Here is a 25,989-nt window from a genome sequence, read left to right as displayed (position 1 = left end):
GCCCGCCCGCGCCCCCGCGCCCGCCCGGAACTGGCCGGGCGGCGCCGGCTCACCACGCGCCGACGTACAGGTTGACGACCTTCCTCGGGATCACCGGCCGGAGCAGCGGGACGGACTCGGTCGCCGACTCCAGTTCGTGCACGCAGCGCAGGAAGGCGCGGAAGTCGGTGTCGCGCAGGCGGTCGAGCCCGCGGACGGTCAGGACGAGCGGGGCGTCGTCGGCCTCGAACACGTCCGCGTAGCAGTCGAGGAAGGCGGCCCAGTTCTCGCCGTAGTACTCGGGGAAGGCGTGGACCTCGCCGAGGAGGACGAGGAACTCGTGCTCCGTGGTGACCGCGCTGGCGTCCGCCTGCAGGAACGTGACCCCTGATTCCGCGAACGCCTCGCGGATGCGCCGGTGTTCCTCCTCCGAGACGAGGTACGGGCGTTCGCCGGCCCCGAGTCGCGCGGCGTCGAGGTCCTCCCAGCGGGCGAGCCTGCGCCGGGCCGCGATCACGTAGGGGTCGTCCGTGTCGGCGGGCGCGGCTCGCAGCAGCGCCCGTCCGTTCTTCGATGCCATGAGACGCCGACCCTAGCCGCTCAGGTGGACGCGCGGACAGTCATTTCCGTGGGCAGGACCCGCCGGTGCGGGGCCTGGGCGGTCTCGGCCAGTTCCTGGAGGAGCATGCGGGCCATCGTGCGGCCCATCTCCTCGATGGGCTGGCGCACGCTGGTGAGCGGCGGGTCCATGAGGCGCGCGACCGTCGAGTCGTCGACGCCGACGAGGGCGACGTCGTCGGGGACGCGGCGGCCGGCCTCGCGCAGGGCGGCGCGGGCGCCGGCGGCCATGACGTCCGAGGCGGCGAAGACGGCGTCGAGGCCGGGCCGGCGGGCGAGGAGTTCGCGCATGGCGCGGTGGCCGCCCTCCTCCGTGAAGTCGCCCGTGGCCACCAGGGCCTCGTCGGCGGCCAGGCCGGCCGCGGCGAGGCCCGCGCGGTAGCCGTCGAGGCGGGCCCGGGCCACGTACATGTCGAGCGGACCGGTGATGGTGGCGATGGCCCGGCGGCCGCGGGCGGCCAGGTGGTCGACGGCGGCGCGGCCGGCGCCTGCGTTGTCGGAGTCGACGTACGGGACGGGCTCGTCCTCCGAGCGGCGGCCGTTGAGCACGACGGGCAGGCCCAGTTCCCTGACGAGTTCGGGCAGCGGGTCGTCGGCGTGCACGGACGCGATCAGGACGCCGTCGACGCGCTGCGCGGCCACGTACTGCTCGAAGCGGCGCCGTTCCCGATCGGAGCGGACGAGGGTGAGGAGCAGTTGCTTGTCGGCTTCGGCGAGCTCGGCGCCGACGCCGCGGATGAGGTCGAGGAAGTACGGCTCCGCGAAGAGCCGCGCCTCGGTCTCGGGGATGACCAGCGCGATCGCGTCGGTACGGCTGCCGGCGAGGGCGCGGGCCGCCTGGTTGGGGACGTAGCCGAGTTCGGCGATGGCGCGGTCGACCGCCGCCTTGGCCTGTTCGCTGACCCGCGGCGAACCGTTGATCACCCGGGACACGGTGCCCCGGCCCACGCCGGCCCGGGCCGCGACCTCTTCCAGGGTGGGCCTGCCGCTCTGCCGTCCGCTCAAGGCGCGTACTCCCCTCAGTCCGTGTCGCGCTCCGCGCCGATCAGGAAACCATAGAGGCCGACCGGATGTGGGAGCGCTCCCACACGTTCGCCACCTTACCCGAGGGCGCCCAAAGGCGAATCCGGGCAGACCTCTTGACACCCCCGTGGGATGCGCAGGACGCTTCCGGGCAACGGCGTGGGAGCGCTCCCATCATCACCTGTCGGCGCACCCCGGCGCCACCTGTCGGCGCGCCCGGCATCACCCGCGCGATCCCCTGGACGAGGAGACTGGCATGCGCACATACAGCACCGCCCGCAGACCCTTCCGCACCGCAGCGGCGACAAGGACCACCGGCACCCGGGCCATCGCCGCCCTCGCCGCCCTCACGGCCGGAGCGGTCCTGCTCACCGGCTGCGGCGGCGACGACGGCACGGCGGGCGCGGACGGGAAGATCACCCTGCGGATCGGCACCTTCGGTTCGTTCGGGTACGACGACAAGACCGGCGCGAAGCTCTACGCCGAGTACGAGAAGCTGCACCCGAACATCAAGATCGTCGAGTCGAACGTGGCCGACGGCCAGAAGTACTGGGACACCCTCAAGCTGCGGCTCTCCCGCAACAGCGGCCTGGCCGACATCCAGGCCCTGGAGGTGGGCTACATCGCCGAGGCCACCGGCCCCGCCATGGCCGCCAAGTGGGCCGACCTCGGCAAGACCGGCGGCGCGGACCTCGACGCCTTCCTGGACTGGAAGGTCAAGCAGGCCACCACCGCGGACGGCAAGGTCATCGGGCTCGGCACCGACATCGGCCCCATGGCGATCTGCTACAACAAGGAGCTCTTCGGCAAGGCCGGGCTGCCCACCGACCGCACCGAGGTGGCCAAGCTCTGGGCCGGCGACTGGGCCAAGTTCGTGGAGACGGGCCGTACGTACGCGAAGAAGGCCCCGGCCGGCACCGCCTTCCACGACTCCGCCAGCGGCCTGTTCAACGCGGTGCTCTCCAGCAGCCCCGTCCAGTACGCCGACGCGAGCGGGCAGCTCGACTGGGAGAACAGCCCCGGCGTGAAGCAGGCGTGGAACACCGCCGTCGACGCCGCGCGGGGCGGACTCACGGCGAAGCTGCGCCAGTTCGACGAGAAGGGCACCTGGAACGCCGCGTTCAAGAACGCGCGCTTCGCCACCGTCGCCTGCCCGAGCTGGATGACCGGCATCATCAAGGACCAGGCCGGACCCGACAACCAGGGCAAGTGGGACATCGCCGCGCCGCCCGTGGCCGGCAACTGGGGCGGTTCGTTCCTCGCCGTCCCGAAGTCCGGCAAGCACGTCGAGGAAGCCGCGAAGCTGGCCGCCTGGCTGACCGCACCCGAGCAGCACGCCAAGGTCTTCGGCGTGAACGGCAACATCCCCTCGACGAAGGACACGCTCTCGTCCCCGGCCGTGCAGGGGGCGAAGCTGCCCTACTTCGGCGACACGCCCGTCGGGCAGATCTACTCGGCCGCCGCGGCCGGCATCCGCCCGGCGCCGATCAGCCGCTGGGACGGCCAGGTGAAGACCTTCCTCACCGACAACGGCATCCTCGACATCGAGCAGCGGGGCACCGACCCGGCCAAGGCGTGGGAGAACGTCAAGAAGCTCGTCGACGACAAGATCGACCAGTGAGCGCCGGCACGACCGTCTGGCGCAGCCGGATCTACCGCTGGGACCTGAAGGCGACCCCGTACGCCTTCGTGGCCCCGTTCTTCCTCACCTTCGCCGCCTTCGGGCTCTTCCCGCTGATCTACACGGGCTGGCTCTCCCTGCACCGGGTGGAGCTCGGCGGCGAGGCGCAGTGGAAGGGCCTGGAGAACTACACCGACCTCGCGGGGAGCACCTTCTTCTGGAACGCGCTCGGCAACACGTTCACCCTCGGGGTCCTGTCGACGGTGCCCCAGCTCCTCATGGCGCTGGGCCTGGCCCATCTGCTCAACTACCGGCTGCGCGGGCGGGGGTTCTTCCGCGTGGCCGTGCTCGCCCCGTACGCCACGTCCATCGCCGCGGCGACGCTCGTCTTCGCCCAGCTCTTCAACCCCGACTACGGGATGATCAACACCTTCCTGGAGTGGGCCGGTGTGGGGCGGGTGGACTGGGAGGCGTCGAAGTGGCCCGCGCAGCTCGCCATCTCGACGATCGTCACCTGGCGCTGGACGGGCTACAACGCCCTGATCTACCTGGCCGCGATGCAGGCCGTGCCGCGCGACCTGTACGAGGCGGCGGCCCTGGACGGGGCGTCGCGCTGGCGGCAGTTCGTGAGCGTGACGATCCCGTCCATCCGGCCGACGATCCTGTTCACGATCGTCGTCTCCACGATCGGCGCGACGCAGCTCTTCGGTGAACCGATGCTGTACGGCGGGAGCGTGGGCATCAGCGGCGGGAGCGGCAACCAGTACCAGACGCTGAGCCTGCTGATGTACGAGAAGGGCTGGATCACCGGCGCGCTGGGGCAGGCGTCGGCCGTCGCATGGGTCATGCTGCTGCTCCTGCTGCTGATCGGCGCGGTCCGGATCCTCGTCACCCGTACGCACCGCAAGAAGCCGGGGGGCCGAGCATGACGCACACCTTCACCCGGGACGGCAGGCGGGGCGCCGGCCGCCAGCACCACGCGGGGCCGCTCGCGTACGTGCTCCTCGGTCTGGCCGCGCTGGTCTCGCTGTTCCCGTTGTACTGGAACCTCGTCGCCGCCTCGCACACCGGCGAGCGCGTGGTGGAGGCCCCGGCCCCGCTGCTTCCGGGGCCGCGGCTGCTGGACAACCTGTCGTTCGCGTGGAATCAGGTCGACATGGGCGAGGCACTGGTGAACACGACCGTGGTGGCGGGCCTCGTCGCCCTGTCCACGGTCCTGTTCTCCACGCTGGCCGGTTTCGCCTTCGCCAAGCTGCCGTTCCGCGGGCGGAACGCGCTGCTCGCGCTGGTGGTGGCGACGATGACCGTTCCGCCGCAGCTCAGCGTCATCCCGCTGTACCAGATCATCACGGACCTGGGCTGGGTGGACCAGCTGCAGGCGGTGGTGCTGCCGTCGCTGGTCGCCGCCTTCGGGGTGTTCTTCATGCGGCAGTTCCTCGTCGAGGCGCTGCCCGTGGAGCTGGTGGAGGCCGCCCGGATGGACGGGGCGCACAGCCTGCGCGTCGTCTGGCACGTGGTGTTCCCGGTGGCGCGGCCGGCCATGGCCGTGCTGGGGATGCTGGTGTTCGTGCAGGCGTGGAACGACTTCTTCTGGCCCTTCATCGCGCTGACCCCGGACGGGAATCCGACGCTGCAGGTCGCGCTGGCCGGCCTCGGCTCGGGGAACCACAGTGTCGACCAGGCCATCGTGCTCACGGGCGCGCTGATATCCACGCTGCCGCTGCTGCTGGTGTTCGCCGTGCTCGGCAAGCACATCGTCGGCGGCATCACGGCCGGCGCTGTGAAGAGCTGACACCCCTTCCGATACGAACCCCCTCCCCCGTCTTCCCTTTCTCATCGCCTCGTTGGGAGCGCTCCTCCATGACCGCGTCCGAGACCCGGCCGCTCACGGCCACCGCACCGTCCCCGCTGTCCTTTCCGCCCGGCTTCCTGTGGGGGGCCGCGACCGCCGCGTACCAGATCGAGGGGGCGGCCCGTGCCGACGGGCGTACGCCGTCGATCTGGGACACGTTCGCCCACACGCCCGGCAAGGTCTTCGAGGGCCACACCGGCGACGTGGCCGTGGACCACTACCACCGCTACCGGGACGACGTCCGGCTCATGGCCGGCCTCGGCCTCAACGCGTACCGCTTCTCCGTGTCCTGGTCGCGGGTCCAGCCGACCGGCCGGGGGCCGGCCGTCCAACAGGGCCTCGACTTCTACCGGCGGCTCGTCGACGAACTGCTCGCCGCCGGCATCGAGCCCGCGCTGACGCTGTACCACTGGGACCTGCCGCAGGAGCTGGAGGACGCGGGCGGCTGGCCGGAGCGGTCGACCGCGGAGCGCTTCGCGGAGTACGCGGCGCTGCTCGCGGACGCGCTCGGGGACCGGGTCGAGCGCTGGACGACGCTCAACGAGCCCTGGTGCAGCGCCTTCCTGGGGTACGGCTCCGGCGTCCACGCGCCGGGCCGGACCGACCCGGTGGACGCGCTGCGCGCCGCCCACCACCTGAACCTGGGGCACGGGCTGGCCGTGCAGGCGCTGCGGGCGGGGCTTCCGTCGGGCGGCCGGCTCGCGGTCTCGCTGAACCTGCACGAGGTGCGCCCGCTGACCTCCTCGGCCGCGGACCGCGAGGCGGCGCGGCGGATCGACGCGGTCGGCAACCGCGTCTGGCTCGGCCCGATGCTGGACGGCGGGTACCCGGAGGACCTGCTGGCGGACACGGCCCACCTCACGGACTGGTCGTTCGTGCGGGACGGCGACGTGGCGGCGATCGGGCAGCCGCTCGACTGGCTGGGCGTCAACTACTACACGCCGACGGTCGTCTCGGCGGTCGGCGAGGGCGAGGAGAAGCCGCAGGACGACGGGCACGGGGACAGCGAGCACTCCCCCTGGCCCGGCGCGGACGCGGTGGCGTTCCACCGGGCGCCCGGGGAGCGCACGGCGATGGGCTGGGCGGTCGATCCGAGCGGCCTGTACGCGCTGCTGACCGGGCTGTCCGCCCGTCACCCCGGACTGCCGCTGGTGGTGAGCGAGAACGGGGCGGCGTACGAGGACGTGGTCGGCCCGGACGGCTCGGTCGACGACCCGGAGCGGATCGCGTACGTGCGCGCCCATCTGGAGGCGGTGCACCGGGCGATCACGGACGGCGCGGACGTGCGGGGCTACTTCCTGTGGTCGCTGCTGGACAACTTCGAGTGGGCGTACGGGTACGCGAAGCGGTTCGGGGCGGTCCGGGTGGACTACGAGACGCTGGAGCGGACGCCGAAGGCGAGCGCGCGGTGGTACGCCCGGGTGGCGCGGACGGGTGAGCTGCCCGCGCACGACGAGGGCTGACCTCGCCGGAGGCGCCGGGTGCCCGCCGGTCGGTGCGGGATCGGGGCGGGATGCGCGACGGGCGGCGGCTGATCCGGGGCGTCGGCGCGCGGAGCATGGCTGTCGTCCCACCCGTTCCGTCTTGGAAGGACGGCCGTCTTGAAGATCCGACTGGCGTTGTGCGGAAGTGTGGTCGCGCTGAGCGTGTGCGCGGGCACGGTGGCGGCGGTGCCCGCGCCGCCCGGAGGCGCGGGGACCGTCCGCGCCTCCGGCGCGGCTTCGGCCGCCGGCATCGACGCGGAGGACCTCCGGTCCGCCATGGACGCGGTGCACCGCGCGGGCATGCCCGGCGTGTTCGGGGAGGTGCGCGACCGCGGGCAGGTGTGGCGTGGCGCCTCCGGCGTCGCCGACCTGGGCACCGGCCGGCCCGTCCGCCCGGAGATGCGGCAGCGCGTCGGGAGCGTCACCAAGACGTTCACCGCCGTCGCGGTGATGCGGGAGGTGGAGCGGGGCCGGGTCCGGCTCGACGCGCCGATCGGCGAGTATCTGCCGGACCTCGTCCCGGGCGAGCGGGGGCGGAGGATCACGGTGCGGATGCTGCTCAATCACACCAGCGGGCTCCCGGACTTCATCCCGTACGCCTTCCCGTCCCTGCAGGGCTTCCCGAACCTGTCGGAGGTCTCGGCGAAGAGCCTGGACGAGAACCGCTTCCGGACGTTCCGGCCGGCCGAGCTGATCGCCCTGGGGCTCGCCGCCCCGCCGGCCGGGGAGCCCGGCGGCCCGGTGGGGGTGTACTCGAACACCAACTACCTGCTGCTGGGGCAGCTCCTGGAGCGGGTGTCCGGGCTCACCGCCGAGCGGCACATCGCCCGGAACGTCATCGAGCCTGCCGGGCTGCGGCACACCTGGTTCCCGACGGGGACGCGGATCGAGGGGCCGCACCCGCGGATGTACGAGGCGCTGTGGGGCGTGCTCGACCCGCCGCGCGACTACAGCGTCTACGACATGTCGTGGGTGGGCACGGGCGCGGCGCTGGTGTCGACCATGGAGGATCTCAACCGCTTCTACGCGCGGCTGCTGGACGGCCGGATCGTGGGCCGTGCGTCGCTGGCGCAGATGCGGCAGGCGATCCCGGTCCGTCACCTGGACGGCTCGATGATCGAGTACGGTCTCGGGCTGCACCGGGTGGAGCTGCCGGGCTGCGGCACGTTCTGGGGGCACGACGGCACGGTGTGGGGCGCGGGGACGATGACGCTGACCCGGGACGACGGCGAGCGGCAGATGTCGATCGCCGTGAACCTGATGCGGTGGGCCCCGCCCGGCTCCGGGGACGAGCCGCCGCACCCGATCGACGAGGCCCTGTCGGCGCTGTACGGCACGGCGCTGTGCGGGGACGCCGAGGTGCGGGAGGGACTCAGTCCTGCCGGGTCCACACGCTGAGGTCGCTGCTCGTCGCGACGGCGAGGGTGCGGCCGGACGGGGAGAAGCCGGCGGCGCGGAACTCCGAGTGGCGGGCGTGGAGGACGTGCCACCACGTCTCGCCGTAGGGGTCCTTGTGGGGCCGCCCGCCGGCGGCGGCGAGCAGGACGCGGTGGTGCGGCCAGTCGGGGCTCACGACCTGGACGTACCAGCCTGCGGCGGTGGTGTGCAGACCGCCGCCGTAGAGGCCCGCGATGTGCACTCTGGTGCCGGCGGCCGGCCCGAGCCCGGGGCAGGTCAGGTCGGGGGACTCGTCCGGCGTGGTGTCCTCGTCGCGGTCGCGGGCGAGCCTGTCGCCGGTGACGGCGTCGAACAGCCCGTGGCCGCCGGTCGAGACGGCCATCACGAGGTCGTGGCCGGTGTCGGGATGCGTGGCGAAGCCGATGCCGAGCATTCCGCCGACGGGCGCGTCGACGACCCGGCGCCAGGGCGGGGGCGCCGGCAGGACCGGGGTGTCCAGCATCCGGTCGCGCAGGGCCGTCTGGTACGGGGTCAGGGCGGGGCTGTTCGAGGACGTCACCCGCCCATCGTGCCTGAGCCGCCCTTCGCCGACTCCGGCGCCCTCTGCTCCCGGCAGCAGGCGACGAAGTCCCGCACGACGGGGTCGGCGTCGGCGGCCGGCGGCCAGGCGACGCCGACGCTGGTGGGGGCGACGCCGGTGACGGGGCGGTGGACGAGGCCGGGGCGCGGGTAGTAGCGGGCCGCCGAGGCGGGGGCGAGGGCGATGCCGTCGCCGTTGGCGATGGCGGTCAGCCAGTCGTCGGGGTGTTCGGTGACGGCGCCGATGCGGACGGGGTGTCCCTCGCGGGCGTCGACGGCGAGCCAGTAGTCCTGCCAGGCGCCGGTCTCGCCGGGCGCGGCGACGAACGGTTCGTCCCACAGTTCGCGGAAGACGATCTCGGTCCGCTCGGCCAGCGGGTGGCCGCTGGGCAGCACGACCCAGCGGGGCTCGGTGAGCAGGACGTCGGTGCGCATCCGGTCCTGCCCGGGGAAGGGCAGCCGGAGCAGGGCGGCGTCGACGTCGCCGGCCGCGAGCCCGGCGGTCGGGTCGGACCAGGGGGCCTGGCGCATCTCGACGCGCCAGTCGGGCCGGCGCTCGCGGAAGGCCGCGGTGATGCGGGGGGTGAGTTCGTTGGCCGCGCTGGCGAGGAAGCCGATCCGCAGGACGCGGGCGGCGCGGGAGGCCGCGTTCCGGGTCTCGCGCCGGAGGCGTTCCCAGTCGTCGAGCAGGGCGGGCACGCCGGCGGCGAGGGCGCGGCCGGGTTCGGTGAGGGTCATGCCGGACCGGGAGCGGGTGAACAGGCGGACGTCGAGGAGCGTTTCGAGCTGCCGGATCTGTTTGGTCAGCGCCGGCTGGGTGATGTACAGGCGCTGCGCGGCGCGGGTGAGGTTGCCCTCCTGGGCGACGGCGGCGAAGTAGCGGAGCAGCCGGGTGTCGACATCCATGCCGTCAGGTTATGGAGAGGGGCATTGGACCTCCAGCGGGGGACGCGGCGAGGGTGGTGGAGAGGGTTCGGGCAGGAGGCTGCCGCCCTCGTTCCGCCGTCCGTTCGTGGAGGTTCCCGTGTTCGCCCTGTACGCCGTCGTCACCGTTCTGACCGCCGCCGCTCTCGCGTGCGGCGCGTACCTGGATCTGGTCGGGCACGAGTCGATCGGCGTGCTGGCCGACCGGATCGACGTGCCCCGTTCGTGGATGGCGCCTCTCGGCGTGTGCCTGGGGGCGGGCGCTCTGGGCCTCCTGGCCGGATTCGCCGTCCCAGTGCTGGGGACGGCGGCGGGGGTGGGGCTGATCCTGTACTTCCTGGCGGCGATCGGCGCGCATCTGCGCGTCGGGGACCCCAGGGTGGGCGGGGCGGTCGGCGGCCTGGCGCTGTCGGCGGCGGCGTTCGTGCTCGGCGTGGCGGTGCACGGGGTGGTGTGAGGTGGTGTGAGGTCCCGTCGGTGTCCGGAGCCGGTACGGCCCCGTCCCGTCCCCCGGGGGAGGACGGGACGGGGCCGATGTCATGGGCCGGTGGGCCTACGGGACCCAGTGGTTGCCGGTGACCGTGATCATCGACTGGAGCTGGATGCTCGCCCCGAAGTAGCTGTCGGTCTGGATCGGGGTGGCCAGCATCTTGTTCCACAGCGCGTCCAGCCAGGCTTGGCTGCCCGCGTCCGTCATCGCCGCGACGGCGAAGGGGGCGACGTACGCGGCGTCGCTGCCGGAGGACAGTTGCGTGCCGTTGAGCGCGTAGCCGATGCCGATCCTGTTCGGGTCGCCGCCGGTCTTGGCCTTGATCCAGGAGTTGAGCTTGCGCGCCGCCGCGAGGGACTTGGTGTCGCCGCTGGTCACGGCGTCGTCACCGATGCGCCAGGGGGTACGGCAGGCGTTCCACCAGTATTTCCCGTCGTTGGCGCTCTCCAGGACCTGGCCGGGGGCGGGCCGGGGCGCGGTGTCGGTGTCGACGACGAAGTCCGGCAGCAGGCCGGTGCTCGGCGCGTACGTGGACTGGAGGCGGGCGATCTGGCTCTGGTGGGCGCTGCGGACGGCGTCCCAGGTGGTGTCGCCGGTGGCCTTCCGGAAGGCGCGGAAGTGGTCGACCATCCAGTCGGAGGTGCGGCTGATGTAGTAGTACTGGTCGCCGGCGCTGCTCCAGTCGCCGAGCTTCAGCAGCCGCGTGGTCGGGTTGAGTTCGTCCTTCTTGATGGCGTTGATGTGCTTGATCGCCAGGTCCTTGTAGTTGTACGTGCCGCTGCTGCCCCACTGGCGGTCGGCGAGCAGCAGCCCGTACGCGACGTCCATGTCGCCGTCGGTGGCGCCGTCGCCGCCGTTGACGCTGCGGCAGGAGGCGTCCTGTTCGGCGGCGAGCAGGTCCGGGTTGATCGAGGACGGGTGGTCGAGCTTCCACTTCACCAGGCCGTCGAAGATCTTCTTGGCCTCGGGGTCGGCGCCGGCCATGGTGGCGGTGATGACCATGCCGTAGCCCTGCGCCTCGGCGACGTAGGGGTGGTCGGCGTCCGGGGAGATCACCTGGTACCAGCCGTTGCCGCAGTTCTGGCGGACGAAGGCGGACTTCCAGTTGTTGTAGTACGCGACGACCTTCTGGTCGAGGCCGGCCTGGGAGCCGGAGGGCCGGAGCATGCCGGCGGCGTAGGGCTGGCTGTGGCTGCCGAACGGGACGGCCGGGCCGCCCCCGCCGGTGCCGGCGGGGCTGCCGTAGACCTCGAACTCCCAGAGGGAGTAGCCGTACGGGGTGCCGCGGGTGGTGCCGTACATGCGGACGTAGCGGCCGGTGCCGGAGACGGTGAGGTCGTCGATCGCGCCGTCGCCGCTGGTGGTCGTGTAGACGTCGGTCCAGGCGGTGCCGTCGGTGGAGGTCTGGATCCGGTACGCCTTGCCGTACGCGGCCTCCCAGTTGAGCTTCACGCGGGAGATCGTGTGGTTCGAGCCGAGGTCGATGCGGACCCATTGCGGGTCGACGCCCTCCGCGCTGGCCCATCGCGTGGAGGTGTTCGCGTCGACGGCGAGGGCGGCGCCGAAGCCGCTGCCCTCGACGGAGGAGGCGGTGGCGGGCCGGCCGGTGGAGACCAGGCTGTCCGCCGCGTCCGCTTGGTGGGGCAGGGCGGTGAGCGGGAGCGCGAGCAGGCCCGCGAGGGCCAGGAGTCCTATCCCGTGACGTCGCATCACAACTCCTTGCATGGGGGTTCGGAAGAGTGAGGGGCGGGGAGCACGATGGTCAGGAAACCTTCCTAACCATTGCCGGGGAGAGTAGAGACGGACGTGCGCGGTGCGCAAGGGCCCGGACGGGAGCGGTTGTCGAGGGGGTGCGGTGGAGGGGGCCGGGCTCTCGCTACCGCGCGCTCAGGAAACGGCTCACGGCCTCGGTCTCCGCGGCCAGCGCGGCCCGCGCGGCGGCGGGAAGCGGGGCGAAGAGGTCGACGCGCACGTCGGCGGACGGGGCCGTGACCTGCCGGCTCCAGGTGCCGACGGCGAGGCCGTCGACGGTGACGGTCGGGCGCAGCAGTCCGCCGCCGGGCCATACGGCCCGTCGGTGGGCGGCCGGCACGGACAGGTCGCGGCTGCGGTAGCCGGTGAGGTAGTTGTCGTAGGCGGGCAGCAGCCGCACGTCCGGGCCCGAGTCGTTCCCGTCGCCGTCGCATGTCTCGCCGTCCGTGCTGCGGCGGGGCGCGAGCACGGTGAGTCCTTCGTACGCGGTGGTCGTCCCCGCGTCGGCGAGCGCGCGCCACGCCGTGCGGGCCCGGCCGAGCGGCAGGCCCGACCAGCCGGCGAAGTCCGTGACGTCGGCGGGGCCGTACGCGCGCAGGTAGCGGCGGGCGAGTTCGTCGGCCGCGGCCTCCGGCTCCGCGCCCGTCCCTCGGTCCGGAAGCCAGTCGTCGAGCAGGACGAACGTCGCCTCGCCGGCCCGCTCGGGCCCGTGCACCAGGATGCCGCCGAGGGCGGCGTGCCGGATCAGGTGGAACGCCGCCTGACCCTCCGGGTCGACGCCGAGCGGCACCAGACGCTCCGTCAGCTCGAGGCGGGTGAGGGGTCCGTGGTCGGTCACGGCGCGCCGCAGGCTCGCGTCGGCGCGTGCACGCAGCGCGTCGTCGAGGCCGAGTTCGCGGTAGCGCCGCGCGCCGGCGCTCAGCAGCCGCGGGGCGAGCAGCCGGAGCAGCCAACGCGCGTCGGCGGCGGGGACGGTGTGCAAGGTGCCGCGCATGAACCAGCCGCGGACGATGCTGCGGTCGTCCTCGTACGCGGCGCGGACGGCCTCCGGGTCGATGGCGCGGCCGCGGGCCCGGATGCCGAGCCGGGCCGCGACGGCGTCCTGCGCCTGGATCGCGAACACGCGCCGGACGACCGACGCGGGGTCGGCCTCCCGTACGCCGCCGCCGATGGCCTGGGCCCGGGCCCGCATGGTCCGGACTGCCTGCTCCCCCACGCCCGTCGTCCTTCCGTCCCGGTGCGGCCGCCGCGGGCCGTCGGGCCATCCTGCCGTACGCGGCGCGACACCCCGTACGCCGATGGCGGTGTGCGGGGTGTCGCGCGGGGCGGCTCAGCGGGCGAGGCTCCAGCGGCCGCGCCGCTTGGAGGCGGCCACCAGGTCGCCGACGGTGGCGAGTTTGACCCGGGGTCGGCCGTCGGCGGCGCCCCGGGCTGTCTCGGCGCGTTCGATGGCGCCGAGACCGCGGGCGTCGACGAGGTGGGCGGCGCGCCGGCGGACGAGGCGCTGGAACGCCTTGGCGTTCCGGGCCGGCGAGGGCGCGGGCAGGGCACCGGCGACGGCGTCGGAGAGGAGCGTGCCGACGGTCTCGGCGGCGCAGGTGCGGTTGGCGCCGATGCCGCCGGAGGGGCCGCGCTTGATCCATCCGACCACGTACGTGCCGGGCCGGCCCGTGACCCGGCCGCCCTCGTGCGGGATGGTGCCGGTCGCCTCGTCGAACGGCAGGCCGGCGACCGGTGCGCCGCGGTAGCCGATGGCGCGCAGCAGCAGTCCGGCCTCGATGTCCTGGACGCCGGCGGCGTTCTCGGTGCGCACCGTGCGGACCCGTCCGTCGCCGAGGGCTTCGGCCGGGGTGCTGTGGAAGCGCAGCACGATGCGCCGTCGGCCCTCCGCGGGCGGGCGGGTCCAGTCGACGCTCTCGCGGGGGACGTCGCGCAGGAGCGCGGCCTTGTCCTTCGGTCCGGCGGCCTCGACGGCGGCGGCGGTGCGCGGGTCGTGGTCGTCGACGACGAGGTCGACGCCGGGCAGGTGCTTGAGGGCGAGCAGTTCGGGCACGGTGTACGCGGCGTCGTCGGGGCCGCGCCGGCCGAGCAGGACGACCTCGCGGACGGTGCCGGCGCGCAGGGCGGCGAGCGCGTGGTCGGCGATGTCGGTGCGGGCGAGGGCGTCGGGGTCGGCGAGCAGGATGCGGGCGACGTCGAGGGCGACGTTGCCGTTGCCGACCACGACGACGCGCTCGGCGGTCAGGTCGACGGCGTCCGGGGCGACTTCGGGGTGGGCGTTGTACCAGGCGACGAAGGCGGTGGCGGAGAGGCTGCCGGGCAGGTCCTCGCCGGGTATGCCGAGGCGGCGGTCGGTGGACGCGCCGACGGCGTACACGACGGCGTCGTGGTGCGCGGCGAGTTCCTCGGTGGTGATGTCGTCGCCGACGTGCAGGCCGAGGTACATGCGGACGCGCGGGTGGTCGTGGAAGCGGGAGAAGGTCTCGCCGACCTTCTTGGTGGCGGGGTGGTCGGGCGCGACGCCGTAGCGGACCAGGCCGCCCGCGACGGGCAGCCGGTCGACGAGGGTGACCTCGGCGTCGGTGTGCAGCAGCAGGTCCTGGGCGGCGTACATGCCGGCCGGTCCGGTGCCGACGACGGCGACGCGCAGCGGGGCGAAGTCGGAGGGCAGCACGCGGGAGAAGGACGGCTCGCCCCAGGCGTGGAAGTTGGGCCCGTGGTCGGAGGGTTCCGGTGTCGCGGCGCCGTCCGGGTCCTCGTAGTAGGCGGCGTTGATCGCCGCGTACTCCTTGCGGGGGCCGGTGAGGGCGTCGACCGGGAAGATCGCGTCGACGGGGCAGGCGTCGGCGCAGGCGCCGCAGTCGATGCACGCCTTGGGGTCGATGTGCAGCATGTCCGTGCTGCCGAAGGCACGTTCCTCCGGCGTGGGGTGGATGCAGTTGACCGGGCAGACGGCCACGCAGGTGGCGTCGTTGCAGCAGGTCTGGGTGATGGCGAAGGTCATGGCGTCGCTCGGATCTGCTCTGGGGGGAACGTGGGGTCAGATGAGGTGGGCGCGCTTGTAGAAGGCGAGCGCGGGCCGGGTCAGCAGGCGGCAGGAGGCGAGGAAGTCCATCAGGCCCGAGCAGCTGGACCGCATCATCGACTTGTGGTGCTGGTTGGCGCGGGCCTCGGCGAGGGCGCGCTCGGTGTCGAGTCCGGCGTTCTCGTAGACCTTCTTGTTCACCATGCTGGTGACGATGAAGTACGAGGCGACGGCGACGACGAACGCCTGGATGTGGCGGCGGACGCGACCGGCGCGGGCGAGGCGCCTGCGCGTCTCGTCGCGGGCGAACTTCATGTGCCGCGACTCCTCGACCACGTGGATGTTGTTGATGGTGCGCACGAAGGGCACCACGCGCTCGTCGCGCATCCAGTCCCGCTGCATGACGTCGAGCACCTCCTCGGCGACGAGGATCGCGGCGTACGCGGCCTCGCCGAAGGCGAGCGTCTTGAAGGCGCGGCCGAGTTCGAGGACGTAGCGGGGCGGCCGGTAGGCCGGGGCGCCGAGCTTGGCGGCGCCCCGCGCGAACATGATGGAGTGCCGGCACTCCTCGGCGATCTCGGTGAGCGCCCACTGGAACTTCGCGTCGGTCGGGTCCTTCGCGTAGATGTCGCGGAGCACCATCTGCTGCAGGATCATCTCGAACCAGATGCCGGTGCTGGCGACCGAGGCGGCCTCCTGCCGGGTCAGCTCCTTGCGCTGCTCCTCGGTCATCTCGTTCCAGTACGCGGTGCCGTAGAGCGAGCACCACTCGGGGCTGGCGCCGTGGAAGTCCTTGTCGAGCGGGGTGTCCCAGTCGACCTCGGTGGCCGGGTCGTAGGCCAGGATGGCGGCCGACGCGAGCAGGCGCCGGGCGACGGCGTGCTCGTGGTCCCGGTCCTCGCTGCGTTCCCGGTCCCGGTCCGCGGTCTCGGGGCGGACGGTGCTGCTGGCCATGCTGCGGCTCCTCGGCTCGACGGTGCGACTTCCTGATCGCTGTCTCGTACCTGCGTACGCGGGGCGTGGCATGGCGGCCGGAGCGACGCCCACGCTCCGGCCACCCGCTTGTTAGACGGACCGTACAACAAGGGATGCGCGCGAGCCTACCCCCAAGTAAGAACGAACCTCCGGGGGCCGATCACCGGGGCCCGTCGGCCGCGTCGTACGCCGCACGCGCCGCCTCCACGCGGTCGAGGTTCCCGGCGGCCCACTCGGCGAGGTGGGCGAAGAGCGGGGCGAGACTGCGGCCCAGCTCGCTGATCTCGTACTCGACCCGGGGCGGGACCTCGGGGTGGTACGTGCGCACCACGAGCCCGTCCCGCTCCAGCTGGCGCAGCCGCTGGGTCAGCACCTTGGGGGTGATCCGGGCGATCCGCCGCTCCAGTTCGACGAACCGCTGCCGGCCGTGGGCGTGCAGGGACCACAGGATCGGCGTGGTCCACCGGCTGAACACGATGTCCACGACCGGGCTGACCGGGCAGGCGAGTTCGGGATCCGATCCCGGCTGCCGCTCCCATGTCGTCTCCGCCATCGGGCACTTCCCTTCCAGGGGGTCACTTTCCTCTAGGTACCTACTATGCGGCCGCTGTTAGCGTCCTCGCACGACGGATGCGGGGAGCCGACCCCGCTCTTTTTCCTGGGGGTTCATGATGTTTGTGGTGACGGGTGCGACCGGCAACGTGGGACGCTCTGTGGTACGGATCCTGGCCTCCGCCGGGGAGCGGGTCATCGCCACCTCGCGCGGGGTCTCGGCGGCCGACGTTCCGGACGGCGTACGGCACGTGCGCGCGGATCTCGCCGACGCCGACGGGCTCCGCCCGCTGTTCGAGGGGGCGGACGCGGTGTTCCTGCAGAGCGGCGGGGCGAGCGCGGAGCGGCTGAGTCCGCGGGACCTGGTCGACGCCGCGAAGGCCGGCGGAGTGGGCCGCATCGTCCTGCTGTCCTCGCAGGGCGTGGCGACCCGGCCCGATTCCGCCTCGCACGGCAAGACGGCGCGCCGCTTCGAGGACGCGGTGCGGGATTCGGGCCTGGAGTGGACGATCCTGCGGCCCGGCGGTTTCGCCTCCAACTCCTTCGCCTGGATCGAGTCGGTGCGCGCCCGGCGCGAGATCGCCGCGCCGTTCGCCGACACCGGCCTGCCGGTGATCGACCCGGACGACATCGCCGAGGTCGGCGCGGCGGCCCTGCGCGAGGACGGCCACGTCGGGGAGATCCTCGAACTGACCGGGCCGGTCCTCAGCACCCCGCGGGAACGGGCCGCGGCCCTCTCCGAGGCGCTCGGCGAGCCGATCCGCTTCGTGCCGCAGACCCGGGAGGAGGCGTATGCCGAGATGGTCCGGTTCCTGCCCGAGCCGGTGGTCGTGACGACGCTGGACATCCTCGGCGCGCCCATCGCGGCGGAGCAGCGGATCAGTCCGGACGTCGAGCGGGTCCTCGGCCGGGCCCCGCGTCCGTTCGCGGAGTGGGCGGCGCGGAACGCGGAGGCGTTCCGGTAGGGATCCCGTGGCGCAGGGGCCCGCACAGTGTGAACGGCCCTGTTGTCAGTGGCGGTTGCCAGGATCGGCCGTATGACTGAGACCGCTGAGACTGTCGAGACCGCTGAGATCACCGCGTACTGGGACGCCGCCGCGGCGGCCTTCGACGAGGAGCCCGACCACGGCCTGCGGGCCGCGCCCACCAGGACGGCGTGGGCGGCGCGGCTCCTGTCGTGGGTGGGGGCGGAGGAGGGCGGCGCCGGGCTCGACGTCCTGGACGTGGGCTGCGGCACCGGATCGCTGTCCCTGCTCCTGGCGGGGGCGGGCCACCGGGTGACCGGCGTCGACCTCGCCCCGCGCATGGTGGAACGAGCGCGGGCGAAACTGCACGCCGCGGGCCTGCCGGCGCGCTTCCTGGTGGGTGACGCCGCGCAGCCGCCGACGGGGACGGCGCGCTACGACGTCGTCCTGTGCCGGCACTTGGTGTGGACGCTGCCCGACCCGGCGGCGGCCCTGCGGGAGTGGGTCGCGCGGCTCCGGCCGGGCGGCCGGCTGATCCTGGTGGAGGGCCGCTGGCGCGAGGCCGGGGAGGGCGCGGCGCCGTACGTGCCCGGTGCGGCGTCACTGCCCTGGAACGGCGGGGTGACGGCCGCCGAACTGTCCGCCGCGGTACGGCCCCTGGTGGCCGCGCTGCGGACCGAGCCGCTCAGCGGCGCGTCCGAACTGTGGGGCGGGCCGGTGGACGACGAGCGGTACGCGCTGGTCGCCGAGGTGTGAGCGGTGCCGCGCAATCGACTGCGCATATGCCGGTGACTCGTTCCTGCAGGAGTCTTTTGCGGGACCGTGCCGGGTGCCATGCTGAGCGCGGCGCCTGGCAGCCCCCCGAGATGCGAGGAGCCGTCGGCCCCGCCCTGCGTCTGCGCAGCGGCGGGGCCGCGCCGTCCCTCCCGCCCTCCCCACGGGAGGGCCGGCGAGTGCTCAGACGGGGGGCGTGAGCCCGAGGTCGCCGCCCTCCGGGGCGGTGAAGTACCGGGCGACGTCCTCGTCCGTGACCTCGGCGAGCGTGGCCGGCGACCAGCGCGGGGTGCGGTCCTTGTCGACGACCTGCGCGCGGATGCCCTCCACCAGGTCGGCCGAGGCCAGCGCGGCACAGGAGAGCCGGTACTCCATGTTCAGGACGGTCTCCAGGGAGTCCGCCCGGCGGGCCCGGCGGAGCGCGGCGAGCGTGGTCTTCAGCGCGGTCGGCGACTTCGCCAGGAGCGTGGTCGCGGTCTCCTTCGCCTCGGGCGTGCCGACGTCGAACAGCCGCTCCACGATGGCCTCCACGGTGTCCGCCGCGTAGCAGGCGTCGATCCACGCACGCTGCTCGGCGAGCACGCCGGGCGGCGCGGTCCGCGCGAACCCGGCCACCGCCTCGTGCGCGGGCGTGCGGGTCAACTCGCCGGCGAGCTCCGGAAGTTCCCCGGCCGGCACGAAGAAATCGGCGAGCCCGGTCAGTACGGCGTCCGCGGCTCCGACGGGCGTGCCGGTGAGGGCGAGGTGGGTGCCGAGTTCGCCGGGCGCACGGCTCAGCAGGTAGGTGCCGCCGATGTCGGGCACGAACCCGATGCCGGTCTCGGGCATCGCCACCCGGGAGCGTTCGGTGACGACGCGCACGGACCCGTGGGCCGAGACGCCGACCCCGCCGCCCATCACGATGCCGTCCATGAACGCCACGTACGGCTTGGGGTAGCGGGCGATCCGGGCGTTGAGCCGGTACTCGTCGCGCCAGAAGCCGGGCGAGGCCGTGCCGCCGACGAGGGCGTCCGCGTGGATCGCACGGATGTCGCCGCCCGCGCACAGGCCCCGCTCGCCGGCCCCCTCGATGACGACGGTCTCGACGGCCGGATCGTGCTCCCACCGGGTCAGCGCCTCGTCGACGCTCCGCACCATGCCGTGGGTGAGGGCGTTGATCGCGCGGGGCCGGTTGAGGGTGAGGAACCCGGCGCGCCCCTCGGTGCGCCGGAGCACCTCCGGCTCGCGGGCCTGGGTGGGCTGGTCGGACATGGACAACGCCGTTCCTCCCGGAAGGATCTTCGGACCGGACCACGGTAACCGCTGAGCCGATCGGCGGAGAGGAATAGTCAACGATGCGAATATTCACCTTCGCCTGTATCGTCGGCGGCAGGTGTGAGCGCGAGCGGAAGGCGGAGGTCGGATGTCCCGGTCGAGCGAGGCGTACCGGCGCTATGTCGCCCTGGGCGACAGTCAGTCCGAGGGGGTCGGGGACGGGGACGACGTCGCCGGTCTGCGCGGGTTCGCCGACCGGCTCGCGGAGCGACTCGACGCCGTGGCGCCCGGGGTCCGGTACGCGAATCTGGCGGTTCGGGGCCGCCTGGCCGGTCAGGTGCGCGCGGAGCAGCTGGGCCCTGCGCTGGCGCTGCGACCCGATCTGGCCACGGTCGTCGCGGGCGTCAACGATCTGCTGCGGCCGCGGTTCGACGCGGCCGAGGTGGCGGGTCACCTGGAGGAGATGTTCGCCGCGCTCCGGTCCGCCGGCGCCGACGTCGCCACGGTGACGTTCCCGGACATCGCCCGGATCACCCCGCTGGCCAGACCCCTGGCGCCCCGGGTGCACGAGCTGAACCACCGCATCCGCGAGGCGGCACGGCGACACGGCGTCGTGGTCGCCGAGACGGCGCACCACCCGGTCACCACGGACCCGCGACTCTGGGCGGACGACCGGCTCCACGCCGCACCGCTCGGCCACGACCGCATCGCCGCCGCGCTGGCCCACGCCCTGGAGCTGCCGGGCAGCGACGACTCCTGGACGCGGCCGCTGCCGCCCGCGACGGTCCCGGGCGGTCTGCGCGCGGCCGCGGCGGAGCTGGGCTGGGCGGCCGGTTTCCTCGGTCCCTGGCTGGTACGCCGACTGCGCGGCCGCTCCTCGGGCGACGGCCGTACGGCCAAGCGCCCGGAGCTGCTGCCGCTCGGGACGGCGTAGGGGTCCGCGAGGGAGCGCCGCCGCACGCTTCGTCGGGGCGGCTCCGCGGATCCCGCGTCGCTACGAGCGTCGGCGCGGCCGCCCGGGCTTCGAGCCCTTCGTCCCGCCGGCGGCCCCGCGACCGCCGCGGCCGGCGGCGGACCGGCCGCCCGACTTCCCGCCGCCCGACTTCCCCGTGCCGGACTTGCCGGCTCCGGACTTCGCGGCTGCGGGCTTCCGGCCGGCCGCCGCCTTCGGCTTGTCGTCCTGCTCCGGGCGGCGGCCCCGCGAGCTGTTGACGGTGCGGCCCCGGACGATGCCGATGAAGTCCTCGACCCGGTCGGTGGTCTCGTCCTTCGGCCAGGACAGCGCGATCTGCGACTGCGGGGCGCCGGCGACCGTCCGGTACGTGAGGTCCTTGCGGTGGTGCAGCCGGGCCAGGGACTGCGGCACGACCAGGAGCCCGATCCCCGCGGCGACCAGCTCGATCGCGTCCGCCGTCGTCGCCGGGCGCTCGAAGGCCGGCTTGCCCGGCGGGCGCTCCCAGCCGAGGGTGTCGTCGAGCGGGTGCAGCAGGATCTCGTCGGCCAGGTCCTCCAGGGCCAGCTCCTCGGCGGCGGCGAAGAGGTGGTCCTTGGGCACCACGACGACCGTGGTCTCGACGTAGAGGGGGATCGCGCTCAGATCCTCCCCCTCCACCGGCATGCGCACGAAACCGGCGTCCGCCCCGCGGTCGCGCAGCACGCCGAGCGCGTCGGCGGCGGCGACGGGGGTCAGGATCAAGGGGGTCTCCGGCAGGCGCTCGTTCCAGATCCGGACCCACTTCGAGGGGGTCACACCGGGGACGTACGCGAGCCGGAACGAGGGGGTTTCTTCCGAGCCGGTCACCGGTCCAGGCTACCGGGCGTGGTCGGGACCAGCGCACATGCTCGATATTCTCGACGCATGACAGCGCAGCACAACCCCCAGACGATGAAGCCGGCCACCGCCGCGAAGAAGCTCGGCGTGTACCTGCCGGCCACCCCCGCCGAGTTCCAGGAGGGCGTCGTCTCGCGCTCGGAGCTCGACGCGCTCCAGACCGACCCGCCGGAGTGGCTGCGCGAGCTGCGCCGCACCGGCCCGCACCCGCGCCCCGTGGTCGCCGCCAAGCTCGGCGTGTCCATCTCCGGACTGGCCCGCGGCGGCGTCACCGAGGCCCTCACCACCGAGCAGATCGAGGCGCTCAAGGCGGAGAACCCGGAGTGGCTCCAGAAGGAGCGCGCCACGCAGGCGGAGACCCGCAAGGAGGCCGCCCGCATCAAGGCGAAGAACGCCGAGCGCGACTGAGCGGAGCCGGGAGCGCTCCCACGGCTCCTGCTGGGCGGCGGGCGGCGGGCCGTGGGGATTCGCAAGTTCTTCCGGAAAACAACTCCGTTGCACAATCAACAACCTCATACTGTGAGGTCCGGACTCCTGGTTCCGACACACAGTCACGAGGACGCTCATGGCCGGACTTCTGCGCAAGCCGCCCTCCGACGCCATCGCCCGCGCCCTGCGGGAGGAACTCGGCCTGACCCACGCCCCGCCCGCCGTGCCGCTCCCGTCGGGCGGCGGCGGGGTGCCCGCGGACAGTCTGCTGCCGCCCCGGGAGCGGTTCGGCGGCGCGGACGCCCCGGCGCACGGCTACGTGTACGTCGACGCGCCCGCGCCGCGCCCCTTCGAGTTACGGGTCTCGATCACGGGCGACACCGGTCTCGAGGACCCTGCGGCGCCCGTCGCGCCCGTCCTGGACGCCGACGCGCTCGGCGATCTGGTCTACGCCGTGCCGCTGCTCGCCCCCGTCGCCGCGCCCTTCGCCCTCGGCGCCCCGCAGGGCCCCGGCAGGACCGGCCGGTCCGTCTTCGAGGGCGACCTCGCGCCGGTCGTGGGCCGGCTCAACGCGGATCCGAGCCTGCTGGACCGCGCCAACGCGCTGGCCGCCGTCAAGGAGTCGCCGGAGCGGCTGCTCACGGTGGAGCCGATGCCGCACGGCGCCGTGCTCCGGGTGCGCACCCGCCGCCAGACGGTCCTGCGCGGCTGGAGCCTCGGATCCGAGCACGTCCTGGACCTCGCCGAGCGCATCGAGACCGCGCTGTACTGACCCTCCGCGACCGCGCCGACACGACGTCCGGCCGCGGGCTGTGGCACAGTGCCCGCCGGCCCGCGGCCTTCCGGTGCGCGGGCCCGCACGGCCGGCGGGCGTGAGGTGCGGGATGTCGGCGGAGCGGCCCGACGCCGTCCCGCCGGGCGGGACGCGGCGCCCCCGCGCCCGCGGCCGGCGGTCACCCGTCCGGCGGACACGGGGGCGGCCCGGACGCACGCCACCCGAACAGCCCCGCACGGGGCGTGCGTCGGCCCCGGTACCGGTCCACTGGAGGAGTCAAGCGTCCGCCGAATCCCGGAGACGGCCATGTACGAAATGCACGTCGGCACCGCCCCGCCGGACGGAACCCTCGTCTGGCACATCGCCGCGAAGGACCGGGCGACCGCGCTCTGCGGCCAGTCGCTCCCGGACGAGCACTCCGCCGACCGCGACAGCACCGACCGGCACTGTGTGCCCTGTATGAGCTCCTTCCAGGAACTCCTCGATCAGCGCGCCTGAGCGGCTGGTTATCCTGTGACCTGCGCCGACGCGGGGTCGGCGCGACCCGCGAGGACGAACGTGCGCCGCGGGGCGCACGGCAGGAGACGGAGAGCCGATGGACGCCCAGCACTTCGAGCGGATCACCGCCTTCATCGAGGCACGGCTCACCCCGGTCTTCGACCCCGCGAACGGCAGCGACCACGGTTTCGGGATGGACGACACGTCACGCGCCCTGCGCGCGCTGCGGAACGCCGTGGCCGCCGCGTCGGCGGTCAAGGGGCTCGCCGCGCAGCGGGCGACGGCCGACCCGAAGCTGCGCAACGTCATCGACCAGGCGCTGGAGCACAACTGGGACGTGCTGCGCGGCATCGCCCGGATGTGGGAGGACCACCCGGACTTCCTCAAGGAGTTCAAGCGCCACGCCTGGGACTTCGACCTCGAGCCGGCCGCCGCGGCCGGCTCCGAGGGCTGACCCGGCTCGTCCTGCACGTCGGGGTGGCGGCCTAGACTCCCCCGGTGAGCAAGCAGAAGATCTTCCGCGAGGTCGACGGGGAGCGGATACCCGGTGTCTCGCGTCCGGCGTTCCTCCGCAACGGCGACCACCACTACCTCGTCCAGCTCGGGATCTACGCCGACGGCATGGTCGACTGCTGGGGCTTGGTCACGCTGGAGGAGTTCGCCGCCGACGTCCGGCGCGGCCGGATCGTCACCCGGTTCGAGGAAGGCATGCGCGCGGCCGTCCACGCCACGGTGGAGTGGGAGTTCGGCCGCGTGCTGTCGGGCAACCTGACCCCCGAGTCGCTGATCGCCGAGGTCCGCGACGACATCGACGACCTCAACGGCCGGCTGGACTCCACCGCCCGCGCCTGGCTGGCCGTGGACGCGTTCCGTGCGGAGCCCACCGAGGAGCGGCGGGCCGCGCTCCGCGCCGCGTACGAGCAGATTCCGGAGCACGAGCGCCACATGGCGCTCGCGGACCATTCGGTGGGCGACGGCCCGCTGTACGACCTGGCCATGGGGATCGGTCCAGAGGTGACGGAAGATCAGTACCGGGAATCCCTGGCCTACTTCGAGGAGGAGTGGGGCGATCCGCGCGCCTGCCCGGCTCCCGTGGCCGTGCCCGGTCCCGACCCGACCGTCCTGCTCGCCCCTTGGCCGCCCGGCCGGGGCGCGCCGCAGCCGCCCGGGCTCGCGGTGCTGCGCAACGAGTGGCCGGCGCCGATCCGGGTCGGCGGCACGGAGTACGCCTCGGTGAGCGAGGCGTGGGCGGCGCTGGACCCGCCGGCGCAGGCGCGTACGGCGGTGATGGCGGCGCTGCTGCGGGCCAAGTACGAGCGGCATCCGGAGCTCGCGGCGGTGCTGACCGGGACCGGGACGGCACGCATCCACTGGCGGGCCGACTGGTCCGACCCGGACGACGGCTTCTGGGGGTGCGAGCCGGCGGACGGGCGCAACTGGATGGGCCGGCTCCTCGAACTCGTCCGCGACGAACTGCGGCTGAGCGAGCTGGGCCTGCCCGTGTGAGCCGAGGGCGTCAGTCCTTCCGCGCGGGCGCGACGGCGTCCAGGGCGGGTACGACGGCGTCCAGGGCGGGCGCGATGACGGCGAAGGCGCGTTCGACCAGTTCGGCGGGGTCGTCCGCGCCTTCGCCGTCGCTCCAGCGCCGCAGCACCGTGTCGTAGGCGGCCAGCGCCATGCCGGCCGCCAGGCGAGGATGGAGATCCGCGTCGGCGTCGAGCCCCAGGCGGGCGGCCAGTTCCCCGGCCAGGTCGTCGCGCCACTGCGCCTGCCGTTCGAGGAAGCGCGCGAGGAGCGCGGGGGTGCGCAGGATGAGCCGGACGACGCTCAGGGCGCGGTCGGTGTGCTCGCCGCAGGTGTCGAGCGGCAGTCGTACGGCGTGCAGCAGGGCGACGGACGGCGGCTCGTCGGCGGGGCGTTCCGCGAGGGCGGTGCGGACGTCCGCGCCCATCTCGGTCAGGAAGCGGACGACCACGTCCTCCTTCGACGCGAAGTAGCGGAAGAAGGTCCGCTTGGAGACGCCCGCGGCGGCGGCGATCTCATCGACGGTGACGCCGTCGAAGCCCTTCTGCGCGAGGAGTTGCAGGGCCGCTTCGGTCAACTCGGTGGAGACCAGCAGGCGCTTGCGCTCGGCCATGGTCACGTCGGGGCGGGGAGTGCTCACCGGTCGATCCTACCGTCGCATGCCATACATGGCACTGCGAAGCGTCCTTGACACCGAGTGACACAGAGGGCAACGTGTGCCGCATGACTCGGCATCAGCAATGGACCGCCGCCCACATCCCCGACCAGACCGACCGGGTGTTCGTCGTCACCGGAGCCACCAGCGGCCTCGGTCTGGCGACCGCACGGGCCGTCGCCAGCCGGGGCGGCCACGTGATCCTCGCGGTGCGCGACGAGGAGAAGGGCCGCCGCACGGTCGCGGAGCTCGCCGCCGCACAGCCGGGGGCGAGCCTGGAAGTACGCCGGCTGGATCTGGCCGACCTGTCCTCCGTACGCGCCTTCGCGGACGGACTGCGCGCCGACCGCACCCACGTGGACGTGCTCGTCAACAACGCGGGGGTCATGGCGCCGCCGCGCACCCTCAGCGCCCAGGGCCACGAGCTGCAGTTCGCCGCGAACCACCTCGGCCACTTCGCGCTCACCGGACTGCTGCTCGACCTGCTGGCCGCCGGACGCGACCCCCGCGTGGTCACGGTCAGCTCGCTCAAGCACCGGCAGGGCCGACTGGACTTCGACGACCTGTCCGGCGAGCGGCGCGCGTACCACCCCATGGGGTTCTACAGCCACTCCAAGCTGGCCAACGCCGTCTTCGGGCACGAACTGCACCGCCGGCTCTCCGAGGCGGGCAGCCCCGTGCGCAGCCTCCTCGCCCACCCCGGCTACGCGGCGACGGCCCTGGCGGCGGGCTCGGTCGGCCTGGTGAAGGCGATGTTCGGCCGCCTGCTCGTCCCCCTCGCCCAGTCCCCCGACCAGGGCGCGCTGCCCCAGCTGTACGCCGCCACCGCGCCCGAGGCGCGGGGCGGCGAGTTCTACGGCCCGAGCGGGCCGGGCGAGCTGCGGGGCGCGCCGAGCCGGGTCCGGCCGGCGGCGCGGGCGACGGACGCCGCGACCGGCCGCCGGCTGTGGGAGGTCTCGGAGCGGCTGACCGACGTACGGTTCGCCCTCCCCGGACCGGCGCGCCGGTAGCC

Annotated in this window: 27 protein-coding genes; 15 read left to right on the top strand and 12 right to left on the bottom strand. The window is 73.7% G+C overall.

Going from position 1 to position 25,989, the window contains the following annotated elements:
- Positions 1-49: 49 nt before the first annotated feature.
- On the bottom strand, positions 50-559 hold the full coding sequence (locus ACNJ93_RS32565) for a barstar family protein (RefSeq protein WP_418961067.1): 510 nt from the start codon (positions 557-559) through the stop codon (positions 50-52).
- A 20-nt stretch (positions 560-579) separates the two neighbouring features.
- Positions 580-1,602, bottom strand: coding sequence for a LacI family DNA-binding transcriptional regulator (locus tag ACNJ93_RS32560; RefSeq protein WP_418961066.1), 1,023 nt, complete (start codon positions 1,600-1,602; stop codon positions 580-582).
- Positions 1,603-1,876: 274 nt separating this feature from the next.
- Between ACNJ93_RS32560 and ACNJ93_RS32555 the strand changes: the two genes are divergently transcribed.
- The 5 genes from ACNJ93_RS32555 (at position 1,877) to ACNJ93_RS32535 (ending at position 7,975) form a co-directional block, all read left to right on the top strand.
- Positions 1,877-3,241, top strand: coding sequence for an ABC transporter substrate-binding protein (locus tag ACNJ93_RS32555; RefSeq protein ID WP_418961065.1), 1,365 nt, complete (start codon positions 1,877-1,879; stop codon positions 3,239-3,241).
- The gene (locus ACNJ93_RS32550) at positions 3,238-4,170 is read left to right on the top strand and encodes a carbohydrate ABC transporter permease (RefSeq protein ID WP_418961064.1); all 933 of its coding nucleotides are present in this window, start codon (positions 3,238-3,240) and stop codon (positions 4,168-4,170) included. The genes ACNJ93_RS32555 and ACNJ93_RS32550 overlap by 4 nt, the downstream gene beginning before the upstream one ends.
- Entirely contained in the window at positions 4,167-5,033 is an 867-nt protein-coding gene (locus tag ACNJ93_RS32545) for a carbohydrate ABC transporter permease (RefSeq protein ID WP_418961063.1), read from the top strand. Before ACNJ93_RS32550 ends, ACNJ93_RS32545 begins: the two co-directional genes overlap by 4 nt.
- Positions 5,034-5,101: 68 nt before the next feature.
- Entirely contained in the window at positions 5,102-6,556 is a 1,455-nt protein-coding gene (locus ACNJ93_RS32540) for a GH1 family beta-glucosidase (protein WP_418961062.1), read from the top strand.
- A 297-nt stretch (positions 6,557-6,853) separates the two neighbouring features.
- Positions 6,854-7,975, top strand: coding sequence for a serine hydrolase domain-containing protein (locus ACNJ93_RS32535; RefSeq protein ID WP_418961603.1), 1,122 nt, complete (start codon positions 6,854-6,856; stop codon positions 7,973-7,975).
- On the opposite strand, the gene ACNJ93_RS32530 is transcribed toward ACNJ93_RS32535, so the two are convergent.
- Complete coding sequence (locus ACNJ93_RS32530) at positions 7,950-8,477, bottom strand: hypothetical protein (RefSeq protein WP_418961602.1); 528 nt, start codon at positions 8,475-8,477, stop codon at positions 7,950-7,952. The genes ACNJ93_RS32535 and ACNJ93_RS32530 overlap by 26 nt on opposite strands.
- A gap of 53 nt (positions 8,478-8,530) precedes the next feature.
- Entirely contained in the window at positions 8,531-9,460 is a 930-nt protein-coding gene (locus ACNJ93_RS32525; RefSeq protein WP_418961061.1) for a LysR family transcriptional regulator, read from the bottom strand.
- 118 nt (positions 9,461-9,578) lie between these two features.
- Here ACNJ93_RS32525 and ACNJ93_RS32520 point away from each other — a divergent pair, with 118 nt between their 5' ends.
- On the top strand, positions 9,579-9,935 hold the full coding sequence (locus tag ACNJ93_RS32520; RefSeq protein WP_418961060.1) for a DoxX family protein: 357 nt from the start codon (positions 9,579-9,581) through the stop codon (positions 9,933-9,935).
- Positions 9,936-10,031: 96 nt separating this feature from the next.
- Here ACNJ93_RS32520 and ACNJ93_RS32515 read toward each other — a convergent pair whose 3' ends face one another.
- The 5 genes from ACNJ93_RS32515 to ACNJ93_RS32495 form a co-directional block, all read right to left on the bottom strand.
- Positions 10,032-11,678 carry a glycosyl hydrolase family 8 gene (locus ACNJ93_RS32515; protein WP_418961059.1) on the bottom strand — a complete coding sequence of 549 codons (1,647 nt, stop codon included), beginning with the start codon at positions 11,676-11,678 and terminating at the stop codon, positions 10,032-10,034.
- Between the two features lie 166 nt (positions 11,679-11,844).
- Positions 11,845-12,936: a winged helix DNA-binding domain-containing protein gene (locus ACNJ93_RS32510; RefSeq protein ID WP_418961058.1), complete on the bottom strand. Its 1,092-nt coding sequence runs from the start codon at positions 12,934-12,936 to the stop codon at positions 11,845-11,847.
- Positions 12,937-13,050: 114 nt separating this feature from the next.
- On the bottom strand, positions 13,051-14,724 hold the full coding sequence (locus tag ACNJ93_RS32505; RefSeq protein WP_418961057.1) for an FAD-dependent oxidoreductase: 1,674 nt from the start codon (positions 14,722-14,724) through the stop codon (positions 13,051-13,053).
- A 36-nt stretch (positions 14,725-14,760) separates the two neighbouring features.
- Positions 14,761-15,699 (bottom strand): AurF N-oxygenase family protein, encoded by a 939-nt coding sequence (locus tag ACNJ93_RS32500; RefSeq protein ID WP_418961056.1) that lies wholly within the window; start codon positions 15,697-15,699, stop codon positions 14,761-14,763.
- Between the two features lie 181 nt (positions 15,700-15,880).
- Positions 15,881-16,273: a winged helix-turn-helix transcriptional regulator gene (locus ACNJ93_RS32495; RefSeq protein WP_418961055.1), complete on the bottom strand. Its 393-nt coding sequence runs from the start codon at positions 16,271-16,273 to the stop codon at positions 15,881-15,883.
- A gap of 118 nt (positions 16,274-16,391) precedes the next feature.
- On the opposite strand from ACNJ93_RS32495, the gene ACNJ93_RS32490 reads away from it, so the two are divergent.
- Positions 16,392-17,237 (top strand): NAD(P)H-binding protein, encoded by an 846-nt coding sequence (locus tag ACNJ93_RS32490; protein ID WP_418961601.1) that lies wholly within the window; start codon positions 16,392-16,394, stop codon positions 17,235-17,237.
- A 72-nt stretch (positions 17,238-17,309) separates the two neighbouring features.
- A complete protein-coding gene (locus ACNJ93_RS32485; RefSeq protein ID WP_418961054.1) occupies positions 17,310-17,993 on the top strand; it encodes a class I SAM-dependent methyltransferase in 684 nt (227 codons plus the stop codon).
- A 201-nt stretch (positions 17,994-18,194) separates the two neighbouring features.
- On the opposite strand, the gene ACNJ93_RS32480 is transcribed toward ACNJ93_RS32485, so the two are convergent.
- Complete coding sequence (locus tag ACNJ93_RS32480; RefSeq protein ID WP_418961053.1) at positions 18,195-19,262, bottom strand: enoyl-CoA hydratase/isomerase family protein; 1,068 nt, start codon at positions 19,260-19,262, stop codon at positions 18,195-18,197.
- A gap of 151 nt (positions 19,263-19,413) precedes the next feature.
- On the opposite strand from ACNJ93_RS32480, the gene ACNJ93_RS32475 reads away from it, so the two are divergent.
- Positions 19,414-20,199 (top strand): SGNH/GDSL hydrolase family protein, encoded by a 786-nt coding sequence (locus tag ACNJ93_RS32475; RefSeq protein ID WP_418961052.1) that lies wholly within the window; start codon positions 19,414-19,416, stop codon positions 20,197-20,199.
- Between the two features lie 60 nt (positions 20,200-20,259).
- Here ACNJ93_RS32475 and ACNJ93_RS32470 read toward each other — a convergent pair whose 3' ends face one another.
- Positions 20,260-21,066: a LysR family substrate-binding domain-containing protein gene (locus tag ACNJ93_RS32470; RefSeq protein ID WP_418961051.1), complete on the bottom strand. Its 807-nt coding sequence runs from the start codon at positions 21,064-21,066 to the stop codon at positions 20,260-20,262.
- Between the two features lie 57 nt (positions 21,067-21,123).
- On the opposite strand from ACNJ93_RS32470, the gene ACNJ93_RS32465 reads away from it, so the two are divergent.
- From ACNJ93_RS32465 to ACNJ93_RS32445, 5 genes are all read left to right on the top strand, one after another.
- The gene (locus ACNJ93_RS32465) at positions 21,124-21,504 is read left to right on the top strand and encodes a DUF5997 family protein (RefSeq protein ID WP_418961050.1); all 381 of its coding nucleotides are present in this window, start codon (positions 21,124-21,126) and stop codon (positions 21,502-21,504) included.
- 157 nt (positions 21,505-21,661) lie between these two features.
- The gene (locus tag ACNJ93_RS32460; protein WP_418961049.1) at positions 21,662-22,297 is read left to right on the top strand and encodes a hypothetical protein; all 636 of its coding nucleotides are present in this window, start codon (positions 21,662-21,664) and stop codon (positions 22,295-22,297) included.
- Positions 22,298-22,606: 309 nt separating this feature from the next.
- Positions 22,607-22,798, top strand: a complete 192-nt coding sequence (locus ACNJ93_RS32455) for a hypothetical protein (protein ID WP_418961048.1) — start codon at positions 22,607-22,609, stop codon at positions 22,796-22,798.
- A 97-nt stretch (positions 22,799-22,895) separates the two neighbouring features.
- Positions 22,896-23,252, top strand: a complete 357-nt coding sequence (locus ACNJ93_RS32450) for a hypothetical protein (RefSeq protein ID WP_418961047.1) — start codon at positions 22,896-22,898, stop codon at positions 23,250-23,252.
- Positions 23,253-23,296: 44 nt separating this feature from the next.
- Entirely contained in the window at positions 23,297-24,304 is a 1,008-nt protein-coding gene (locus ACNJ93_RS32445; RefSeq protein ID WP_418961046.1) for a DUF7638 domain-containing protein, read from the top strand.
- Between the two features lie 10 nt (positions 24,305-24,314).
- Here the strand turns inward: ACNJ93_RS32445 and ACNJ93_RS32440 are convergent, their stop codons facing one another.
- The gene (locus ACNJ93_RS32440; protein ID WP_418961600.1) at positions 24,315-24,935 is read right to left on the bottom strand and encodes a TetR family transcriptional regulator; all 621 of its coding nucleotides are present in this window, start codon (positions 24,933-24,935) and stop codon (positions 24,315-24,317) included.
- Between the two features lie 110 nt (positions 24,936-25,045).
- Between ACNJ93_RS32440 and ACNJ93_RS32435 the strand changes: the two genes are divergently transcribed.
- The gene (locus ACNJ93_RS32435) at positions 25,046-25,987 is read left to right on the top strand and encodes an oxidoreductase (RefSeq protein ID WP_418961045.1); all 942 of its coding nucleotides are present in this window, start codon (positions 25,046-25,048) and stop codon (positions 25,985-25,987) included.
- Positions 25,988-25,989 lie beyond the last annotated feature (2 nt).

The sequence above is a fragment of the Streptomyces tritici genome (assembly GCF_048500665.1).
Lineage (GTDB): Bacteria > Actinomycetota > Actinomycetes > Streptomycetales > Streptomycetaceae > Streptomyces > Streptomyces tritici.
Note: the sequence above shows the minus strand (reverse complement) of the source record. Positions and strands in the feature narration are given on the sequence as shown.